General features: G+C 56.4%; 14 protein-coding genes. 6 read left to right on the top strand and 8 right to left on the bottom strand.

All coding sequences use genetic code 11. From position 1 onward, the window contains the following. Positions 1-62 precede the first annotated feature (62 nt). Both paaZ and ABJL60_RS20890 read left to right on the top strand, forming a co-directional pair. A complete protein-coding gene (gene paaZ / locus ABJL60_RS20895; protein WP_348292062.1) occupies positions 63-2,099 on the top strand; it encodes a phenylacetic acid degradation bifunctional protein PaaZ in 2,037 nt (678 codons plus the stop codon). A gap of 74 nt (positions 2,100-2,173) precedes the next feature. Beyond that, a complete protein-coding gene (locus ABJL60_RS20890; RefSeq protein ID WP_348292064.1) occupies positions 2,174-2,926 on the top strand; it encodes a PaaX family transcriptional regulator C-terminal domain-containing protein in 753 nt (250 codons plus the stop codon). Between the two features lie 33 nt (positions 2,927-2,959). On the opposite strand, the gene pcaC is transcribed toward ABJL60_RS20890, so the two are convergent. After that, positions 2,960-3,340: a 4-carboxymuconolactone decarboxylase gene (gene pcaC, locus ABJL60_RS20885; protein WP_348292066.1), complete on the bottom strand. Its 381-nt coding sequence runs from the start codon at positions 3,338-3,340 to the stop codon at positions 2,960-2,962. Between the two features lie 24 nt (positions 3,341-3,364). After that, entirely contained in the window at positions 3,365-4,534 is a 1,170-nt protein-coding gene (pobA, locus tag ABJL60_RS20880; protein ID WP_348376331.1) for a 4-hydroxybenzoate 3-monooxygenase, read from the bottom strand. Between the two features lie 92 nt (positions 4,535-4,626). Here pobA and pcaQ point away from each other — a divergent pair, with 92 nt between their 5' ends. From pcaQ to ABJL60_RS20865, 3 genes are all read left to right on the top strand, one after another. Then, positions 4,627-5,541 carry a pca operon transcription factor PcaQ gene (gene pcaQ / locus ABJL60_RS20875; protein WP_348376332.1) on the top strand — a complete coding sequence of 305 codons (915 nt, stop codon included), beginning with the start codon at positions 4,627-4,629 and terminating at the stop codon, positions 5,539-5,541. A 111-nt stretch (positions 5,542-5,652) separates the two neighbouring features. After that, complete coding sequence (locus ABJL60_RS20870) at positions 5,653-7,818, top strand: malate synthase G (protein WP_348376333.1); 2,166 nt, start codon at positions 5,653-5,655, stop codon at positions 7,816-7,818. 149 nt (positions 7,819-7,967) lie between these two features. Then, entirely contained in the window at positions 7,968-9,011 is a 1,044-nt protein-coding gene (locus ABJL60_RS20865) for a GlxA family transcriptional regulator (protein ID WP_348292074.1), read from the top strand. Between the two features lie 32 nt (positions 9,012-9,043). Here the strand turns inward: ABJL60_RS20865 and ABJL60_RS20860 are convergent, their stop codons facing one another. From ABJL60_RS20860 to ABJL60_RS20835, 6 genes are all read right to left on the bottom strand, one after another. Next, positions 9,044-10,384: an FAD-binding oxidoreductase gene (locus ABJL60_RS20860; RefSeq protein ID WP_348376334.1), complete on the bottom strand. Its 1,341-nt coding sequence runs from the start codon at positions 10,382-10,384 to the stop codon at positions 9,044-9,046. A 1-nt stretch (position 10,385) separates the two neighbouring features. After that, complete coding sequence (locus ABJL60_RS20855; RefSeq protein ID WP_348376335.1) at positions 10,386-11,936, bottom strand: trimethylamine methyltransferase family protein; 1,551 nt, start codon at positions 11,934-11,936, stop codon at positions 10,386-10,388. After that, positions 11,933-13,411 carry an aldehyde dehydrogenase gene (locus ABJL60_RS20850; protein ID WP_348376336.1) on the bottom strand — a complete coding sequence of 493 codons (1,479 nt, stop codon included), beginning with the start codon at positions 13,409-13,411 and terminating at the stop codon, positions 11,933-11,935. The genes ABJL60_RS20855 and ABJL60_RS20850 overlap by 4 nt, the downstream gene beginning before the upstream one ends. Next, the gene (locus tag ABJL60_RS20845) at positions 13,408-14,316 is read right to left on the bottom strand and encodes a dihydrodipicolinate synthase family protein (protein WP_348376337.1); all 909 of its coding nucleotides are present in this window, start codon (positions 14,314-14,316) and stop codon (positions 13,408-13,410) included. The genes ABJL60_RS20850 and ABJL60_RS20845 overlap by 4 nt, the downstream gene beginning before the upstream one ends. Next, a complete protein-coding gene (locus ABJL60_RS20840) occupies positions 14,306-15,010 on the bottom strand; it encodes a GntR family transcriptional regulator (protein ID WP_348376338.1) in 705 nt (234 codons plus the stop codon). The genes ABJL60_RS20845 and ABJL60_RS20840 overlap by 11 nt, the downstream gene beginning before the upstream one ends. Before the next feature lie 79 nt (positions 15,011-15,089). Further along, on the bottom strand, positions 15,090-15,671 hold the full coding sequence (locus ABJL60_RS20835) for a VOC family protein (protein ID WP_348376339.1): 582 nt from the start codon (positions 15,669-15,671) through the stop codon (positions 15,090-15,092). 192 nt (positions 15,672-15,863) lie between these two features. Here ABJL60_RS20835 and ABJL60_RS20830 point away from each other — a divergent pair, with 192 nt between their 5' ends. Further along, the gene (locus ABJL60_RS20830) at positions 15,864-16,910 is read left to right on the top strand and encodes a rod shape-determining protein (RefSeq protein ID WP_348292088.1); all 1,047 of its coding nucleotides are present in this window, start codon (positions 15,864-15,866) and stop codon (positions 16,908-16,910) included. Position 16,911 lies beyond the last annotated feature (1 nt).

Here is a 16,911-nt window from a genome sequence, read left to right as displayed (position 1 = left end):
GGATTTTCCATTGAAAGACGCCGGACAATACGGGTGTGGCGCGGGTTGAAAGGACAAAAGACATGAGCATTCTTGACGTCAAAAGCTTTGTTGCCGGACAGTGGGTCGCCCCCGACGAAGATGCACGCAGCATTGAAAATGCCGTGACAGGTGCGGTTCTGGGACGTGCAGGCAACGGGTCTTTGGATGTGCAAGCGATGCTGGATCATGCCCGCGATGTGGGCGGACCAGCATTGCGCAAACTGACGTTTCATGACCGCGCGAGGATGCTCAAAGCCTTGGCCACGGAACTGAACGCCCACAAACAGGCGCTGTATGATCTGTCTTTTGCAACAGGTGCCACGCAAGCGGACCATATGATCGACATTGATGGCGGTGTGGGCACGATGTTTGTCTTTGCGTCCAAGGGCCGTCGCGAAATGCCGAATGCGAACATCTATCTGGACGGCGAAGTCGAACAACTGTCGCGCCACGGCACGTTTTTGGGGCAGCACATTGCAACATCGCTGCACGGTGTGGCGGTGCACATCAACGCTTTCAACTTTCCGGTCTGGGGCATGTTGGAAAAACTGGCACCTACGCTTTTGGCGGGCGTCCCTGCGATTGTGAAACCTGCAACGGCCACCTGTTATGTGACGGAACTGGCCGTGCGCATTATGCTGGACAGCGGCATTCTACCGGCCGGCGCTTTGCAGATGGTGGCGGGGGGCTTGGGCGATATGCTGGACCGCCTGACCTGTCAGGACGTGGTCAGTTTCACAGGGTCCGCCGATACGGCGTTCAAGCTGCGGTCGTCGGAGCATATCATGCGCAATTCCATCCGTTTTGTTGCGGAACAAGACAGCTTGAATGCGTCCATCCTTGGGCCGGATGCGGGGCCGGGCACGCCGGAGTTCGACCTTTTTGTCAAAGAAGTACACCGCGAAATGACCACCAAGGCAGGGCAAAAATGCACTGCAATCCGCCGTATCCTAGCGCCAGAACCCCATGTGGATGCAGTGATTGAGGCGCTTGGCGCACGACTGTCCAAGACGGTCATCGGTGATCCGAAAGCCGACACAACCCGCATGGGGGCGCTGGTGTCCAACAGTCAGAAACGCGATGTTCTGGAAAAGGCCGCAATCATCGGTGCGCAGGCGGAACGGGTGATTGGCGATCCGGACAATTTTGACGTCCAAGGGGCTGACAGCACCAAAGGCGCGTTCCTGCCCCCTATGGTTTTCCACTGCGCTGACCCTGACACCGCGACCCGCGTGCATGACACAGAAGCCTTCGGGCCGGTGTCTACGATCATGGGATACAGCGATCTGGATCATGCCATAGCACTGGCCAACAAAGGGCAAGGATCACTTGTGGCGTCGGTGATCACCCATGACACGGATGTTGCCCGCGCCGTTGCGGTGGGGGCTGGCGCCTTTCACGGACGGCTTTACTTCAACAACCGCGACAGCATGAAGGAATCCACCGGGCACGGGTCCCCCCTGCCCCATATGGTGCATGGTGGGCCGGGCCGTGCGGGCGGCGGCGAAGAACTGGGCGGTATCCGCGGCGTCATGCACTACATGCAACGAACGGCGGTTCAAGGCAGCCCTGACATTCTGACGGCCATTTCGAAAACATGGGTGCCGGGGGCGAGCGAAATTCCGGCACCGGCACACCCTTTCACGCGCCACTTCGATGATCTGGACATCGGCGAGACCATTCACACTGATCCGCGCACCATTTCACTGGAAGACATCGAACATTTCGCCACCTTCACAGGTGACACATTCTACGCCCACATGGACGACGCGGCCGCCAAGCGAAACCCGTTCTTTCCGGGTCGTGTCGCACATGGCTATTTGTTGCTAAGCTTTGCGGCGGGACTTTTTGTGGAGCCCAATGAAGGCCCTGTTCTGGCCAACACCGGTCTGGATACTCTGCGCTTTATGAAACCTGTTCAAGCAGGCGACAGCATCAAAGTGCGATTGACGGTCAAACACAAAACGCCGCGCAACGATGAATACGGCGAAGTGCGATGGCACGCGACCCTGACCAATCAGGATGAGGACAAGGTGGCGGAATATGAATTGTTGACCATGAATGCCTTCAAACCCTGAGACTTGGAAAAGATGTAGAGGGGCAGTATGATGTTCCGGTGGGCACCGCATCATTTCATAGGATTGTCAGCCGATTGACCGAAGACCAGACTCCGCGCGTCTGGTCCCTGTTGGTTACGGTTTTTGGAGAACTGGCCCAAGACAAAGGGGCGCAGATCAGTGGGCTGATGTTGCGTCACATGCGCGACCATATCGGAATAAAACCGGAAGCGATGCGGGTGGCGCTGCACCGGTTGCGCAAAGACGGCTGGATTGAAAATGAACGCACAGGTCGCACCAGTGCGCATCATCTGACAGACTGGGGACGCACACAAAGTGCTGCTGCGTCGCCGCGCATTTATTCGCGCGGTGCCACTGCCACACGGGCATGGTTGATTGTAAGTGATCCGTCGCAATCTCAACCGCAGGGGCGTGCTTGCGGTGTCTGGGTGTCGTCGAACCTGCGCATTGCGACAACGCCACCCAAGCATACCGCCAGCTTTGTTGCCGTCCTGGATGACGCAGCGCACATTCCGGCCTGGATGAAAAACAAGATCTGCTCTTTGCAGACCCGCACGGCATCAAAAGCTTTTTTCGAAACATTGAAACAGGTACGCGAAGAATTGGCCGGGGCTGACCCCCTCAGCACGATAGAGCATGCCGTGCTGCGCGTCTTATTGGTGCATGCGTGGCGGCGCATTATCTTGAAAGCCCCTGAATTGCCAGATTGCGTGTTTCCCGAAGACTGGTACGGGCCCCAATGCCGCGTACTTATGGCCGATCTGTTTGATCACTTTCCAAAGCTACACCTGTCGGATTTGCAAAACGCCGTTGAAAACGCACCTTAGGCGAAAGACACAGCCGCTAAAAAGACACAGCCGCTAAATCGGGATGCCCATTTCTGCATAGGTCTGTTTGGCCAGTTTGATCGCATGATTGGCCTTTGGCACGCCCGCATAAACCGCCACATGCATGAACGCTTGCAACACATCTTGCGGGCTGGCGCCAGTGTGTGCAGTGGCGCGGATGTGCATCGGGATTTCTTCAAAGTTGCCCATGGCGGCAAGCAGCGACAGGGTCAGCATGGACCGCTCCCGCGCGGGTATCGTGTCGTCAGCCCAAAGCGTGCCCCATGCCCCTTCGGTGATCATGGCCTGAAACGGGGCGTCAAAATCGGACGTTTGTGTTTCAGCGCGGTCTACATGCGCATCGCCCAAAACAGCGCGTCGGGTTTGCATACCTTTTGTGTAGCGATCAGTCACCTGTCGTCTCCTTTAGAAGTGCCATCAATACGGCAGTCCGACATAGTTTTCGGCCATAGACTGTTGGGCCGTTGTGTTGGACCGCAAAAACTCTATTTCAGCAAGCTGCATCTTTAAGTCGAATTCAGACTGGTCAGGATACCGGTGCATCAGTGACGAGAACCACCAACTGAAACGCTCTGCTTTCCAGACACGGGACAGGGCTTTTTCGGAATATGTGTCGATGCCTTGGGTGCTGTCGTTTTCGTAAAAGTCGCGCAATCCGTTATACAGATAATGGACGTCTGAGGCAGCAGTGTTCAGACCTTTTGCCCCGGTTGGAGGGACAATATGGGCGGCATCCCCACACAGAAACAAGCGCCCCCAACGCATGGGTTCCGTCACAAAAGATCGTAAGGGGGCGATGGACTTTTCGATGCTTGGCCCCGTCACCAGCTTGTCAGCCTGATCTGACGGAATACGGCGCTTGAGTTCTTGCCAAAAGGCGTCGTCTGTCCAGTCTTCGGGCCGGTCGCTCAGAGAACACTGGATATAATAGCGGCTTAGGTTTTCGTTGCGCATTGAACACAAGGCAAATCCGCGTGACGAATTGGCGTAGATCAGTTCGTGATTGACCGGTGGGGTTTCTGACAAGATGCCTAACCAGCCAAAGGGATAGACTTTTTCATATTCGCGGCGCACGTCCAGCGGGATCGTTTGCCGGCTGACCCCATGGAAACCGTCGCACCCTGCGATGAAATCACATGCAAGGCTGCGGGGGACGCCAGCAACGGTATAGGTGATGTGGGGTGTGTCGGTGTCGGCCCCATGGATCACCACATCTTCGACGTTGAATTCGATCGCACCACCGCTGCGTTCACGCGCATCATAAAGGTCCCGAGTGACTTCGGTTTGGCCGTAAACCACGACGGGTTTTCCGGTATGTTCGGTGAAATCGACGCGGAACATTTCATCGCCATAAGACACCAAAGTGCCAACATGCGTGATCCCTTCCGCGTGCAACCTGTCCGCGCATCCGGCTTCTTCCATCAGCTTGACCAGACCCTGTTCCAACACGCCCGCACGAATGCGGCCCAGCACATAGTCTTTGGTTTTGCGTTCCAGCACCACGCTGTTGATCCCGCGTGTATGCAAAAGCTGCGCCAACAAAAGCCCGGACGGCCCCCCCCCAATAATCGCCACCTGAGTTTTCACGCCACTCTCCTGCCTGCTCCGCACTGTACTTTTCATATATTTGAATGGATATTGAAAATGACACTTCTTGCCATTTGATTGCCCAAAAAGGAATGAATGTGGACAGACGCATCAAGTTTCGCCATCTCGACGCCTTCAGCGCCATCGCGCGTGCCAGCAGTTTCAAGATAGCCGCCCAAGACTTAAACCTGACGCAACCTGCTATCTCAAAAACCCTAAAAGACCTTGAAACGATCCTTGGCGTTGTGTTGCTGGAACGCAGCCGCTCTGGCGTGGCTTTGACACCTCAAGGCGAGGTCTTTTTGCAATTTGCCGAACAAAGTACGGCCGCCCTGCGCCACGGATTGCGCAGCATGCATGCGCACAGCACCGCGGCGGGGCAGCTTAAAGTGGGTGCTTTGCCAAGTGTTGCATCGCGGCTTTTGCCCCGTGCTGTTCTGGCGTTTCAAAAGCTGAACCCAAACACCACGCTTGAAATGTACGAAGGGTCTCACCGCGATCTGACGACGCGTTTGCGCAGCGGTGGGCTTGATCTGGTGGTTGGGCGGTTGGGCAATCCCGACACAATGGTCGGGCTTGGCTTCCAGCAGCTTTACTCCGAAGATGTGGTTGTTGTTGCGCGCCCAGATAGCCTCGCTTTGGATGTGCAATCCGCAGCCGACCTTGATGGCTTTCGCGTTCTTTATCCCCCAAAGGATTCAGCAATCCGCCCCTTGGTCGCGCGGCACCTTATTTCCCAAGGGGTCCCTTTGTTTCAAAACCGCATTGAAACCGCGTCGCCGACGTTCGGGCGGGCCGTTGTTTTAAGCGATCCGGACACAGTTTGGATTATCAGTCGCGGGGTTGTGGCAAACGACCTTGACCAAAACACGCTGGTCACCGTGCCGGTGGAAATGGCAGCAACCCACGGTGCTGTCGGCATTATGAGCCGCGCAGAAGACATTCCCGCTGTGTCCATGCGCACCTTTTCCAAGCTGCTTACAAACCTATGTAGCGCACCTGAGTAAAACATACGCCCATTTTGGATCACAACCGTGGATTGGCCTGTCGTGACTACGGATTGAAGATCACCCGTCAAACACCTACCAAGGCGCAGGCAAAACACTTTGTGAGGAATCATGGCAGACCAAGTTGCACCTAACTACCTGACGAAAAGCGAAATCCAGGTTGACGAGATTTTGGCAAATTTCATCGAAAGCCAAGCTTTGGAAGGTACTGGCATCAGTTCAGAGACATTCTGGAACGGGTTGTCGGATTTGGCAAATACATTCGGGCCAAAGAACCGTGCCCTTTTGGCCAAACGCGAGGCGCTGCAAGCCCAGATCGATATGTGGCACCGTTGCCATAAAGACAGCCCGCATGATGCGGGTTCTTACAAAGCGTTTTTACAAGAAATCGGGTATCTGCTGCCCGAGGGTGGCGATTTTTCCATCGAAACATCCAACGTCGATCCTGAAATTGCATCTGTCGCAGGCGCGCAGCTTGTTGTGCCCGTCACGAATGCGCGGTTTGTTCTGAACGCGGCGAACGCGCGCTGGGGCAGCTTGTATGACGGGTTTTACGGAACGGATGCGATGGGCACATTGCCTGCGCCTGGCCCTTTTGATGACGGGCGCGGGGCGCGCGTTGTGGCCCGTGCAGCCGTCTTTTTGGATGATGCATTCACAGTAAAAGACACAAGCCACGGCCAAGCCTCCAGCTACACGGTTGTGGATGGCGCTTTGATGGTCGATGGCGGTCCTTTGGTGGCCCCTGAAAAATTTGTGGGCTTTGAAGGCCCCGCAGATGCCCCCACGGCTGTGGTTTTGCGCAACAACAATTTGCATGTGGTGCTGGTGTTTGATCGCAACCACCCGATTGGAAAAACCTCTGCCTCCGGTCTGGCTGACGTTGTGATGGAATCTGCTGTGTCTGCCATCATCGACTGTGAAGATTCAGTCGCTTGCGTTGATGCCGAAGACAAGGTTCTGGCCTATAGCAACTGGATGGGCCTGATGCGTGGCGACCTGTCCGACACCTTCGAGAAAGGCGGCAAATCCGTCACCCGCAGCCTGAACGCCGACCGCGTTTACAGCGCGCCGGACGGGTCCGACTTGTCATTGAAAGGCCGTGCTTTGCTGCTGGTGCGCAATGTGGGTCACTTGATGACAAACCCGGCCGTTCTGGACAAAGACGGCAACGAAATCTTCGAAGGTCTGATGGATGCGCTGATCACCACCACGCTGGCGATGCACGACCTGAAGAAAACAGACGGGATGCGCAACACGCAAACCGGATCGGTCTATGTGGTTAAGCCCAAAATGCACGGCCCTGAAGAAGTGGCCTTTGCAGACGAAATTTTTACCCGCGTCGAAAGCATCCTTGGCCTGCCACAAAACACCGTCAAGCTGGGCATCATGGACGAAGAGCGCCGCACGTCTGTGAACCTCAAGGAATGTATCCGCGCGGCCAAACATCGCGTGTGTTTCATCAACACCGGCTTCCTTGACCGGACCGGCGACGAAATCCACACCTCTATGGAAGCTGGCCCTTTCAGCCGTAAGGATTTCATCAAGCGCAAAGGCTGGATCGGTGCGTATGAAAACCAGAACGTCGATATCGGGCTGGAATGTGGTCTGTCTGGCAAAGCGCAGATTGGCAAAGGCATGTGGGCGGTTCCAGACCATATGGCGGCCATGTTGGAAGCCAAGATTGATCACCCCAAATCCGGCGCAAACTGTGCTTGGGTGCCAAGCCCCACGGCCGCAACGCTACACGCCCTGCACTATCACCGCGTTGATGTTTTTGCGGTTCAGGCCGGTTTGGCCAAAGGCGGACGCCGCGCCTATGTGGATGCCCTTCTGGACATTCCGACAGCGACGTATCGCAAATGGTCCAAAGACCAGATTGCCCACGAAGTGGAAAACAACGCGCAAGGCATTCTTGGCTACGTGGTGCGCTGGATCGATCAGGGCGTCGGCTGTTCCAAAGTGCCGGATGCCAATGACGTTGGCCTGATGGAAGACCGCGCAACGTGCCGGATTTCCGCCCAACACATCGCCAACTGGTTGCACCATAACGTGATCTCGGAGGCCGATGTGAATGCCATCATGCAAAAGATGGCTGCCATCGTGGACCGCCAGAACAGTGCCGATGCCAGCTACACCGACATGGCGCCCTCGTTTGATGGTATTGCCTATAAAGCAGCCTGTGATCTGGTGTTTGGCGGAACAAAAGATCCGTCGGGCTACACAGAACCAACATTGCACAAGCGCCGGTTGGAACTGAAAGCACAACAAGCGTAAAACACGCAAACAGTACCAAGACAAAAGAACAAAGCGCCCGCTTCCCGATAAGCGGGCGCTGTTTGCGTGGCGCCCTGCGGCTGTGGACAAAAGGCGCATATGCGATCAAATTCAGGTGTGAAGACCCCAAGGTTTAAGGACGCAAGCTGGTGAACAACGGCGTATTCAGCCCCTCAAATCGCCCCGATCTCGTGCCAGCGGGCGCGTTCAGCTATCCCGTCAAAGACCCTCTCGCCACACGGTGGTTCGGGTTCTTGCTGCTTCCGCAATTTACTTTATTGGCGTTTAGCGCTGCTTTGGACCCGTTGCGCATTGCCAATCAGCTGGCCCAAAAGCCGCTATACGGCTGGCTTGTTTTGTCTGAAGACGGCGCGCCTGTGTCGTCGTCCTCCGGTATCGACATCAGTGTACACGCGGCCCTGCGTGATCTTCCCCCGGAGGCATATCTTTTTGCGTGTTCTGGCAACAATGGCACCAAAGTTGCGTCGGCTTCTGTGCTGTCGCAACTGCGTCACCATGTACGTTTTGGGGGTCACGCAGGCGGCATTTGCACGGGGGCTGCCACATTGGCGCGTGCAGGCTTGTTGGATGGCAAACAGTTTACCTTGCACTGGGAAAACCAACCCGGTTTCATTGAAACCTTTCCACAGCTTGCCCCGTCGCGGCACAGGTTTGAACGCGACGGCACCCTTTTGACCTGTGGCGGGGGGGCGGCCGCCACCGAGATGATGATTTCGGTCATCGCAGAGGACTACGGCGAAGACTTTGCCATCGCCGTATCGGACATGTGCCTGAACGGGCCGGACATTTCCAAACGCAGCGAACAGCGGTCTTCCATTGCCAAGGCCATCAGTTCCAGAAATCCCCGCGTGTTGGCGGCATTGCGGGCGATGTACGAAAACATCGAAACCCCTTTGCACCTTGAGGATCTGGCCCGCAGCGCCGGCATTTCGCGCCGTCAAATGGAACGTCAGTTCAAACAACTGCTGGACGAGGCCCCGGCCCAAACCTACCGCAACATTCGCTTGGACAGGGCGCGAACACTTTTGATGGAAACGGACCTCAGCGTCATGGAAGTCGCCATGGCCGCAGGGTTCAATTCCGACAGCGTGTTCTCGCGCCATTTCAAATCGCGCTACGGTGAAACGCCTTACGGGCATCGCGGACGCACCAAGGACAAAACCCGCCCGTAATCCTGCGCCGCTGGGCCTTCACAGCTTCGGTTCTAAAGCTCAGGCCCTGCTTTTCTTTCTTGCCATTTCAAAACGGCTTTGGCACCGATTTTGGTCAGAAATGGCGGTGGCAGAACTGTTGGCGGATCGGCATCCAAAGCGCGGCTTAACCGGTCCGAGGGCGTGTTTGTGGCAAGCTCTGCCGCAAGTATCCCCGACAATGTGCCGCGTGTGGTGCCCAGCCCGTTCTGGCAGCACGCAGCGTATAGGCCAGTGTCCACTTCACGCACAACGCTGACGTTGTTGCGGCTTAGGCACAGCCGCCCGCCCCACCGATATTCCATTTCCACACCAGCCAGCATCCCGAAGCGCGCCTTGAACGCTGCATCGTGATCACGGCCAACAGACCGGATGCGTTGCTCACCCACCTCCATAGTCGGGTCATAGGTAAAGCGATTGCGCACAACGATCCGCGGACCTTGAGCCGTTTGAATGCGCCGCACCGTGCTGCCCATCGGATCGGCAGGCGTGACAGCCCAGATAGCATGGCCGCCCAATGCCGCCGCTTCTTGTGCGGTGAGCACCCGCGTCATGGACGCATAGGTAAACACATGCATCAGTTGGTTTTCCATAAACCCGAAGCTGTTGAGATGCCCGTTCACGGCCAGAATAACTTTGGGCGCGGTCACGGACCCCGATAGCGTTGTGGCCGTCCAATTGCCGTTCCGTTCCAGCGTTGTCACCGGACTGTTTTCGAAAATTCGCACCCTGTTGGACACAAGCCCACGCGCCACGCCACGCACAAACGCCGCAGGCTGGATGATCGCGGTGCCCGCTGTGTAGAGCCCACTTTGATAGTAGCGCGTGCCGGTCATATCGGCCATCGCATCGGCATCCAGCATCTCGTGGGCTTCCCCCATCGCGGAAAGATGCCTTGCGTATTCACGATTGTGTCTGCAACCTTTGTCCGTTGCCGCGGCATTGATTTTGCCGCTGCGAACAAAAGCATCCGGACCCAAACCAAAGTCCCGCGCCATTTGCGACGCAAAATCAATGGCGTGCCGGTTGTCGGCAGTCAGAGAGATATCATGATCCAAGGCCCCGCCATAATCGGCAGACGACAAATCATGTGGCAGGTCGATCATGAAGCCCGAGTTGCGACCCGCCGGTCCCTCGGCCACACGCTTTGCCTCAAGCACCACAATGCGGTCCGTCGGGCACAGCTGTGACAGCCGTCGCGCGGCAGCCAACCCTGCAAACCCGGCGCCGATGATGATCCAATCTGCCGTTTCGGTGCCATCGACGCATTGTGCGGGCGCTGCATCGGGCAGGACCGCGTTCCATGCGGCGGGGCCGGGATCGACCGGCAATCTGCTGACGGTGATCCGGCTCATGTCACAGGTCTTGGTTCAGGGCGTCAGCGGCTGGAATTTCGCGTTCACGGCGTGCGATGTAATCCAGCAGTTCTTCGTTAACGCCTTCATCAAGCTTGGGTTCTTCATATTCGCCCAACAAGTCGTGAACACGTTTCAACGCACGTTCATTGATCTCGACTGCGCCATCCGCTTGCCATTGCTCAATGGAATTGTTGTCAAACATCTCTGGCATGAAAAACGCTTCTTGGAATTTATCAAGCGTGTGGGGGTGCCCCAGATAATGCCCGCCCGGCCCAACATCAGCCACGGCTGCAAGCGCCTGATCAAAATCATCCCATTTGATGCCGGATGCCATGCGATGGCCCATGGCGCATTGCTCTGCATCCACGACAAACTTGGCCATCGAACAGTGCATCCCTGCCTCGTTCCAGCCTGCGGAATGCCAAATGTAGTTGGCCCCGGACATCAGAACGGCCATCAACGTGGTTGCACTTTCGTAGCCGGCTTGTGCATCAAAGGTCTTGGCACCCCCCAGCGTGTTAGAGGTCCGCCATGGCACATCGTAGTGGCGCGCCATCTGGCCGATCATCATATTCATCAGGCTGATTTCCGGCGTGCCCGCCATAGGTGCGCCCGACTTCATCGACACGGTGGCAAGGTAATGTCCGTAAATCGCAGGCGTCCCTTTTCGAACGACCTGCGTATAGGCCAGCGCAGACAAGGCCTCGGCATTAAGTTGCGCGACCGTGGCTGCGGTGGACGCTGGCGTATTGGCCCCGCCCAAAACGAAGGGCGAACACAGGATAGGCTGGTTATATTTCGCAAACGCCCGCAAGGCCCCCAGCATGGTTTCGTCCCAGACCAGAGGTGAATTGCCGTTGCAATTGCCGGTCACTACCGGATGGGTCATCATGAAATCGCCGCCAAACAGGATGGCACACATGTCCATCACATCCTCGGCGTTTTTGGGGCTTGTTGTCATGCCCATGAACGTCTTGTCGCTGTGTTTCATCGAACTGTACGTGATACGCAAATGCCGCTGGCTGATCGGATGATCGTAAGGTTCGACAATATGGTGTGCAGACGAATGGATCGCGGGCAGCATATGGCTAAGCTTGTGGAAATTCGCCAAATCATCCAGCGTCGGATTGCGCCGCTTGTCTTCGAGGTCCCGCAGGAAGGGGGCGCCGGTCATCGGCACAAAAATCGAATGATCGTTGCCAAACGGCAGGTTCTTTGCGGGATTGCGGGCGTGATAGGTAAACGACGACGGGATCGAGCTGATCAATTCACGCACGAGGCCCCGATCAAGGTGCACGCGTTCACCACGCACATCCGCGCCCGCCCTTTTCCAATCCGCCAGCGCAATATCATCGCGAAACACGACGCCCACATTTTCCAGAATATCCATTGAGGCATTGTCGATCCGCACCACCTGTTCAGGCGACATCGGTTCTGTCAGGGGAATACCGCGTTTGAGGGCGGGTAGCATATTGGTGTCACGCTTTTGGCGCACTGCTTTTCGCGCACCGCGTCCACGACGTGTGGTTCCGACGGCTTCGACGCTCATCCGATGTTATCTCCGCTTTGCGGATCGATGAGGTCGATCCAGATCGTTTTGAGTTCTGTAAACTGGTCATGGGCGTGCACACCGTTGTCGCGCCCACCGAACCCCGATTGCTTATAACCGCCAAACGGAGTCGCAATATCGCCTTCGCCGTAGCAGTTGACAGTCACGGTGCCTGCGCGAATATCGCGGGCCGCACGGATGGCACGGCGTGTGTTTGCCGTGAAAACGGACGCGGCAAGACCGTAGTCCGTGTCATTGGCCAAGGCGACGGCTTCGTCGTTGCTGGCCACTTCGATGACGGACAGGACCGGGCCAAAAATCTCGTCGCTGGCCTTGGCGTCGCACGCTTTGACATGGTAAATCACGGGGGCCACGAACGGGCCCTCGCCCTGATCGTTCTTATCAAGGAAACTGCGCACCTTTTTGCAATGTTCTGCATCAATCAACGCGCCGATATGCGTGTTCGGGTCAAGCGGATCGCCTACTTTCCAATCACGCAGACGCGCTTCGATCTTTTCCATCAGGGCCGCTTTGACTGCCTTATGCACGATCAGCCGCGAGGTCGCAGAACAATTTTGCCCCGCATTCCAGAATGCCGCATTAACCACATGCTGCGCCACGTGATCGAGGTTTTCGGCATCATCAAACACCATGGCAGGGTTCTTGCCGCCACATTCCAGGACGATCTTTTTGAGATTGCTGTCCGCCGCATAGCGCAAGAACCGCTTTCCGGTTTCAGTCGAGCCCGTAAAGCTGACCATATCAACATCCATGTGCAGACCCAGCGGTGCGCCCACACAAGGCCCGTCTCCGGGTAAGACCTGCAACACACCGCGCGGAATGCCTGCCTCATGGGCAAGTTCGGCGACGCGCAGCGCGGTCAGCGATGTCTGTTCCGCCGGTTTGACGATCACGGAACAACCCGCGGCCAGTGCGGGGCCAATTTTCCAAGCCAGCATCATCAAAGGAAAATTCCACGGCAACACCGCCCCCACCACACCAATCGGTTCACGTACAATCATGGAAATTGCATCGTCTCCCGTCGGGCTGGTCTGGTCGTAAATCTTATCCACAGCCTCCGCGTGCCATTTGATACAATGGATGGTTTCAGGCACATCAATGGTTTCGCAATCAAGGATCGGCTTGCCGCTATCAAGGCTTTCCATCACCGCCAGTTCGCGACGGTTGCGGGTGATCAATTTGCACAGTTTGATCAACACATCCTTGCGGTCCGATGGGTGCATCTTCGACCAGTGACCCTGTTCGAATGCTTCGCGGGCTTTGCTGACCGCAAAGTCCACGTCGTCCGCATTGCACCCCGAAATCTCGGCCAGCGGATCGCCTGTCACGGGGTTCACAGTGGCGAATACATCACCCGATCCGGCGCGGTATTTGCCGTCGATGAAGGCGGTGCGGGGGAAATCAAGATCAGCTGCGATGGCTTGGTATTCGGCCTGTGTTAAAAGGTCGCTCATATGACTTCTCCCGTGATGGCAGACACTGCCGTGTTCATGGTGCGGATGACATCTGCCAACTGGCGTTTGTCGTCCTTGTTCAGGGGTTGCAGTGGCCGACGGGGTGGGCCCGCATCGATGCCGCGCAATGTCAGGCCGTACTTGATACACTGCACAAACTTACCGCCTTGTTCGAGAACCCCCATCAGCGGCAGCATGGCCGACATAATGGCGCGTCCTTTGGTAAAATCCCCTTCAACGGCGCAGGCCTGATAAAGTGCGATATGTGCCTCGGGGGCAAAGTTTGACCCCGCACAGACCCACGACCGCGCACCCCATGCAAAAAACTCAAGCGCCTGATCGTCCATCCCGCAAGACAGTGCGATATGGGGGTAATCGCGCGCCAGCATGTGAACACGGTTGATGTCGCCGCTGCTTTCCTTGATGGCGCAAAAGTTTGGCGAACGGCCAAGGCGGTCCAGCGTCTCTTCGTCCATGTTCACAGACATACGGCCCGGATAATTATAAAGCATCGCGGGCAGATTAGCCGCGCGATCAATCGCCAGCGCATGCAGCGCAATCTCGCGGCCCGTGGGATAGGCATAGGGTGGTGTCGCAATCAAAAGTGCGTCGGCACCGGCTTTTTTGGCCTCTTGGGCATACAAGATACTGTCCTCTGTGCGAATGGCACCGGTGCCCACAATCATCGGAACACGCCCACCAATCAGCTTTGCGCAATGGTTCATCATCCAAATGCGTTCTGCTTCGGTCTGGGCGTAGTATTCGCCAGTAGACCCCGCGACGATGATCCCGTGGACGCCCGCGGCAATCAGGTGCTCCACGGTCTGGGCAAGCGCCTTTTCGTTTAGCGAAAAGTCATCGTGATATGGGGTCACCAGCGGCGTATAAATACCTTCAAATTGCATTGCGGCGGTCTTTCATTGAAATCACATCAAGGGGAAGCGGATCAGGCCGGACATATTTTTCAAGCTGGTCGCGTGACAGGTCCCAATGCTGCAACGTCAGGTCGATGGCGACGTCGGCTTGCCCGGCTTCAATGGCTGCAATCATTGCATCGTGTTGGGCGATAGCCTTGTCCACACGGGCCGCATCCGAGGACGACTGCGGGTTGAAAAATGTCTGACTGAGGCGCGTGTGGTCGATCAACATCCGCTTGAGACCGGCAAAAAGATATGGGTTTTGCGCCATCTCGCCAATCTGCTCATGAAACTGATAATTCAAAAGCGCTGACTGCGACACGTCGCGGGCTCTGGTGGCCATTGCAAACGCCACCTGAATGTCCTTGAGCCCCGCAATCTGGCGGCTTGTTCGATTTTCCGCCGCCTGACGCGCGATCGCGCAATAGATCAACGGGGCCGTTTGGAAAAACACCCGCAGCGTTGCAAGGTCCATAGATTCAACTTTGGCGCCGCGATTTTCTTCCAGACGCACGAAACCGCCCCCCGCCAAACGGTGTAGAATTTCGCGCAACGGGGTTCGTGAAATGCCATATTCTTCCGCAAGGCGCGCTTCATCAAGGTCTGTGCCCGGCGCAATATCTTGGGTCAGAATACGCGCTTTGAGGTCTTCGCCGCAGTGTATTTTCTTATTTTTGGTCATTCGGGAATCTCCAATACAAATTGTATAATTTCAAAATACAAAATCCGTCAAACGAAAAAAGGCGCCCACTGAAACTGGATCAATAGGGATGTTTGGCAGTTCTGTCGGCACTTAACGAGGCTTGCGACCGTTCTACGATCAACTCAACCGCATCTGCCAGATGGACTTCACCAATGGCCACATCCCCTGCCGCTACGCGCAGTTTGTGCGCCTCCAGCATCACTTCAGCATGGCTTGATCCACGCGGCGGAATGAACTTGTAACAGGCAAGTTCAATCAAAAGCCCAAGCGGGTCCTTGAAATAGATGGAATCCATAAACCCGCGATCTTTCACACCGGAATGGCCAATACCCCGCGCCTCAAGGCGTCCAGGCACCTGCGAAAACATCGCCCTGTCCACTTCAAACGCCAAATGGTGCACACATCCGGCATCCGTCGGGGTGCGCCCAGGGTCCGCTGTGCGATCTTCATTGGTGAAAATCGTGATCAACCGACCGTCACCGGGATCAAAATACAAATGGCCTTCATCGGGATCATCCAGATTGGGTTGGTCGAAAATAAAAGGCATTCCCAACAGACCATCCCAAAAATCAATCGACGTCTGCCTGTCCGCCCCCATGATCGTTATGTGGTGAACACCCAACACCTGAATTTTGCGCATAATGTCCCCTATCATTTGCCGTATTAATCAACCCTATCATGGCAACTGCAGCGATCTAGCGGAAATGCGCCGAATATAGGGACAATTCCCCGCGCCAACCCCCTTTCGTCTAAAGCCGTCACAGCCTATAAGTCGGCCGGCTTGCGTGTCCCGACTCGCAGGCGATTTGGGATTATGGCAAGGCAGGCGTGGATGGCGATCTTTGATAAATTGGGTGGGCTCTTTTCGTCGGATATGGCGATTGACCTCGGCACCGCGAACACACTTGTCTATGTCAAAGGCAAAGGCGTGGTTTTATCGGAACCCTCTGTGGTGGCCTACCATATCAAAGACGGCATCAAGAAAGTTCTGGCTGTCGGCGAAGACGCCAAGTTGATGCTGGGTCGTACGCCCGGATCAATCGAAGCCATCCGGCCCATGCGTGAAGGCGTGATTGCGGATTTTGACACCGCCGAGGAAATGATCAAACACTTCATCCGCAAAGTGCACAAACGATCTACCTTTTCCAAGCCCAAGATTATCGTGTGCGTACCCCACGGCGCCACGCCTGTGGAAAAACGCGCCATTCGCCAGTCGGTTTTGTCAGCAGGCGCGCGCCGCGCTGGCCTGATCGCGGAACCCATTGCTGCGGCCATCGGTGCGGGCATGCCCATCACCGACCCCACAGGCAACATGGTTGTGGATATCGGCGGCGGGACCACCGAAGTTGCGGTTCTGTCTCTGGGCGACATCGTTTACGCGCGCTCTGTGCGTGTAGGTGGCGACCGTATGGACGAAGCCATCATCAGCTATTTGCGCCGCCAGCAGAACCTGCTTGTGGGTGAAACCACAGCCGAGCGCATCAAAACCAGCATCGGCACCGCGCGCATGCCCGACGACGGGCGCGGCACATCAATGCAAATTCGCGGACGCGACCTGCTGAATGGCGTGCCCAAGGAAATCGAAGTCACTCAGGCGCAAATCGCTGAAGCGCTGGCGGAACCCGTACAGCAAATTTGCGAAGCGGTGATGACCGCCCTGGAAACCACACCCCCCGATTTGGCCGCAGACATCGTGGACCGCGGCGTGATGCTGACCGGTGGTGGGGCATTGCTGGGTGATCTGGATTTGGCGCTGCGCGAACAAACCGGATTGGCCGTGTCGATTGCGGACGAATCCCTGAACTGCGTGGCTTTGGGCACTGGCAAGGCGCTTGAGTATGAAAAACAACTGCGTCACGCCATCGACTATGATAGTTGAG

It is taken from the genome of Ascidiaceihabitans sp. (assembly GCF_039986515.1).
Taxonomy (GTDB): Bacteria; Pseudomonadota; Alphaproteobacteria; order Rhodobacterales; family Rhodobacteraceae; genus Ascidiaceihabitans.
This window is presented reverse-complemented; position numbering and strand designations above follow the sequence as displayed.

Bases quoted from the DNA above. Each gene is read 5' to 3' on its own strand.
- paaZ (WP_348292062.1), top strand. From the start codon at position 63: ATGAGCATTCTTGACGTCAAAAGCTTTGTTGCCGGACAGTGGGTCGCC.
- pcaQ (WP_348376332.1), top strand. From the start codon at position 4,627: ATGAATGTGGACAGACGCATCAAGTTTCGCCATCTCGACGCCTTCAGC.
- ABJL60_RS20870 (WP_348376333.1), top strand. From the start codon at position 5,653: ATGGCAGACCAAGTTGCACCTAACTACCTGACGAAAAGCGAAATCCAG.
- ABJL60_RS20860 (WP_348376334.1), bottom strand. From the start codon at position 10,384: ATGAGCCGGATCACCGTCAGCAGATTGCCGGTCGATCCCGGCCCCGCC.
- ABJL60_RS20855 (WP_348376335.1), bottom strand. From the start codon at position 11,936: ATGAGCGTCGAAGCCGTCGGAACCACACGTCGTGGACGCGGTGCGCGA.
- ABJL60_RS20850 (WP_348376336.1), bottom strand. From the start codon at position 13,411: ATGAGCGACCTTTTAACACAGGCCGAATACCAAGCCATCGCAGCTGAT.
- ABJL60_RS20845 (WP_348376337.1), bottom strand. From the start codon at position 14,316: ATGCAATTTGAAGGTATTTATACGCCGCTGGTGACCCCATATCACGAT.
- ABJL60_RS20840 (WP_348376338.1), bottom strand. From the start codon at position 15,010: ATGACCAAAAATAAGAAAATACACTGCGGCGAAGACCTCAAAGCGCGT.
- ABJL60_RS20835 (WP_348376339.1), bottom strand. From the start codon at position 15,671: ATGCGCAAAATTCAGGTGTTGGGTGTTCACCACATAACGATCATGGGG.
- ABJL60_RS20830 (WP_348292088.1), top strand. From the start codon at position 15,864: ATGGCGATCTTTGATAAATTGGGTGGGCTCTTTTCGTCGGATATGGCG.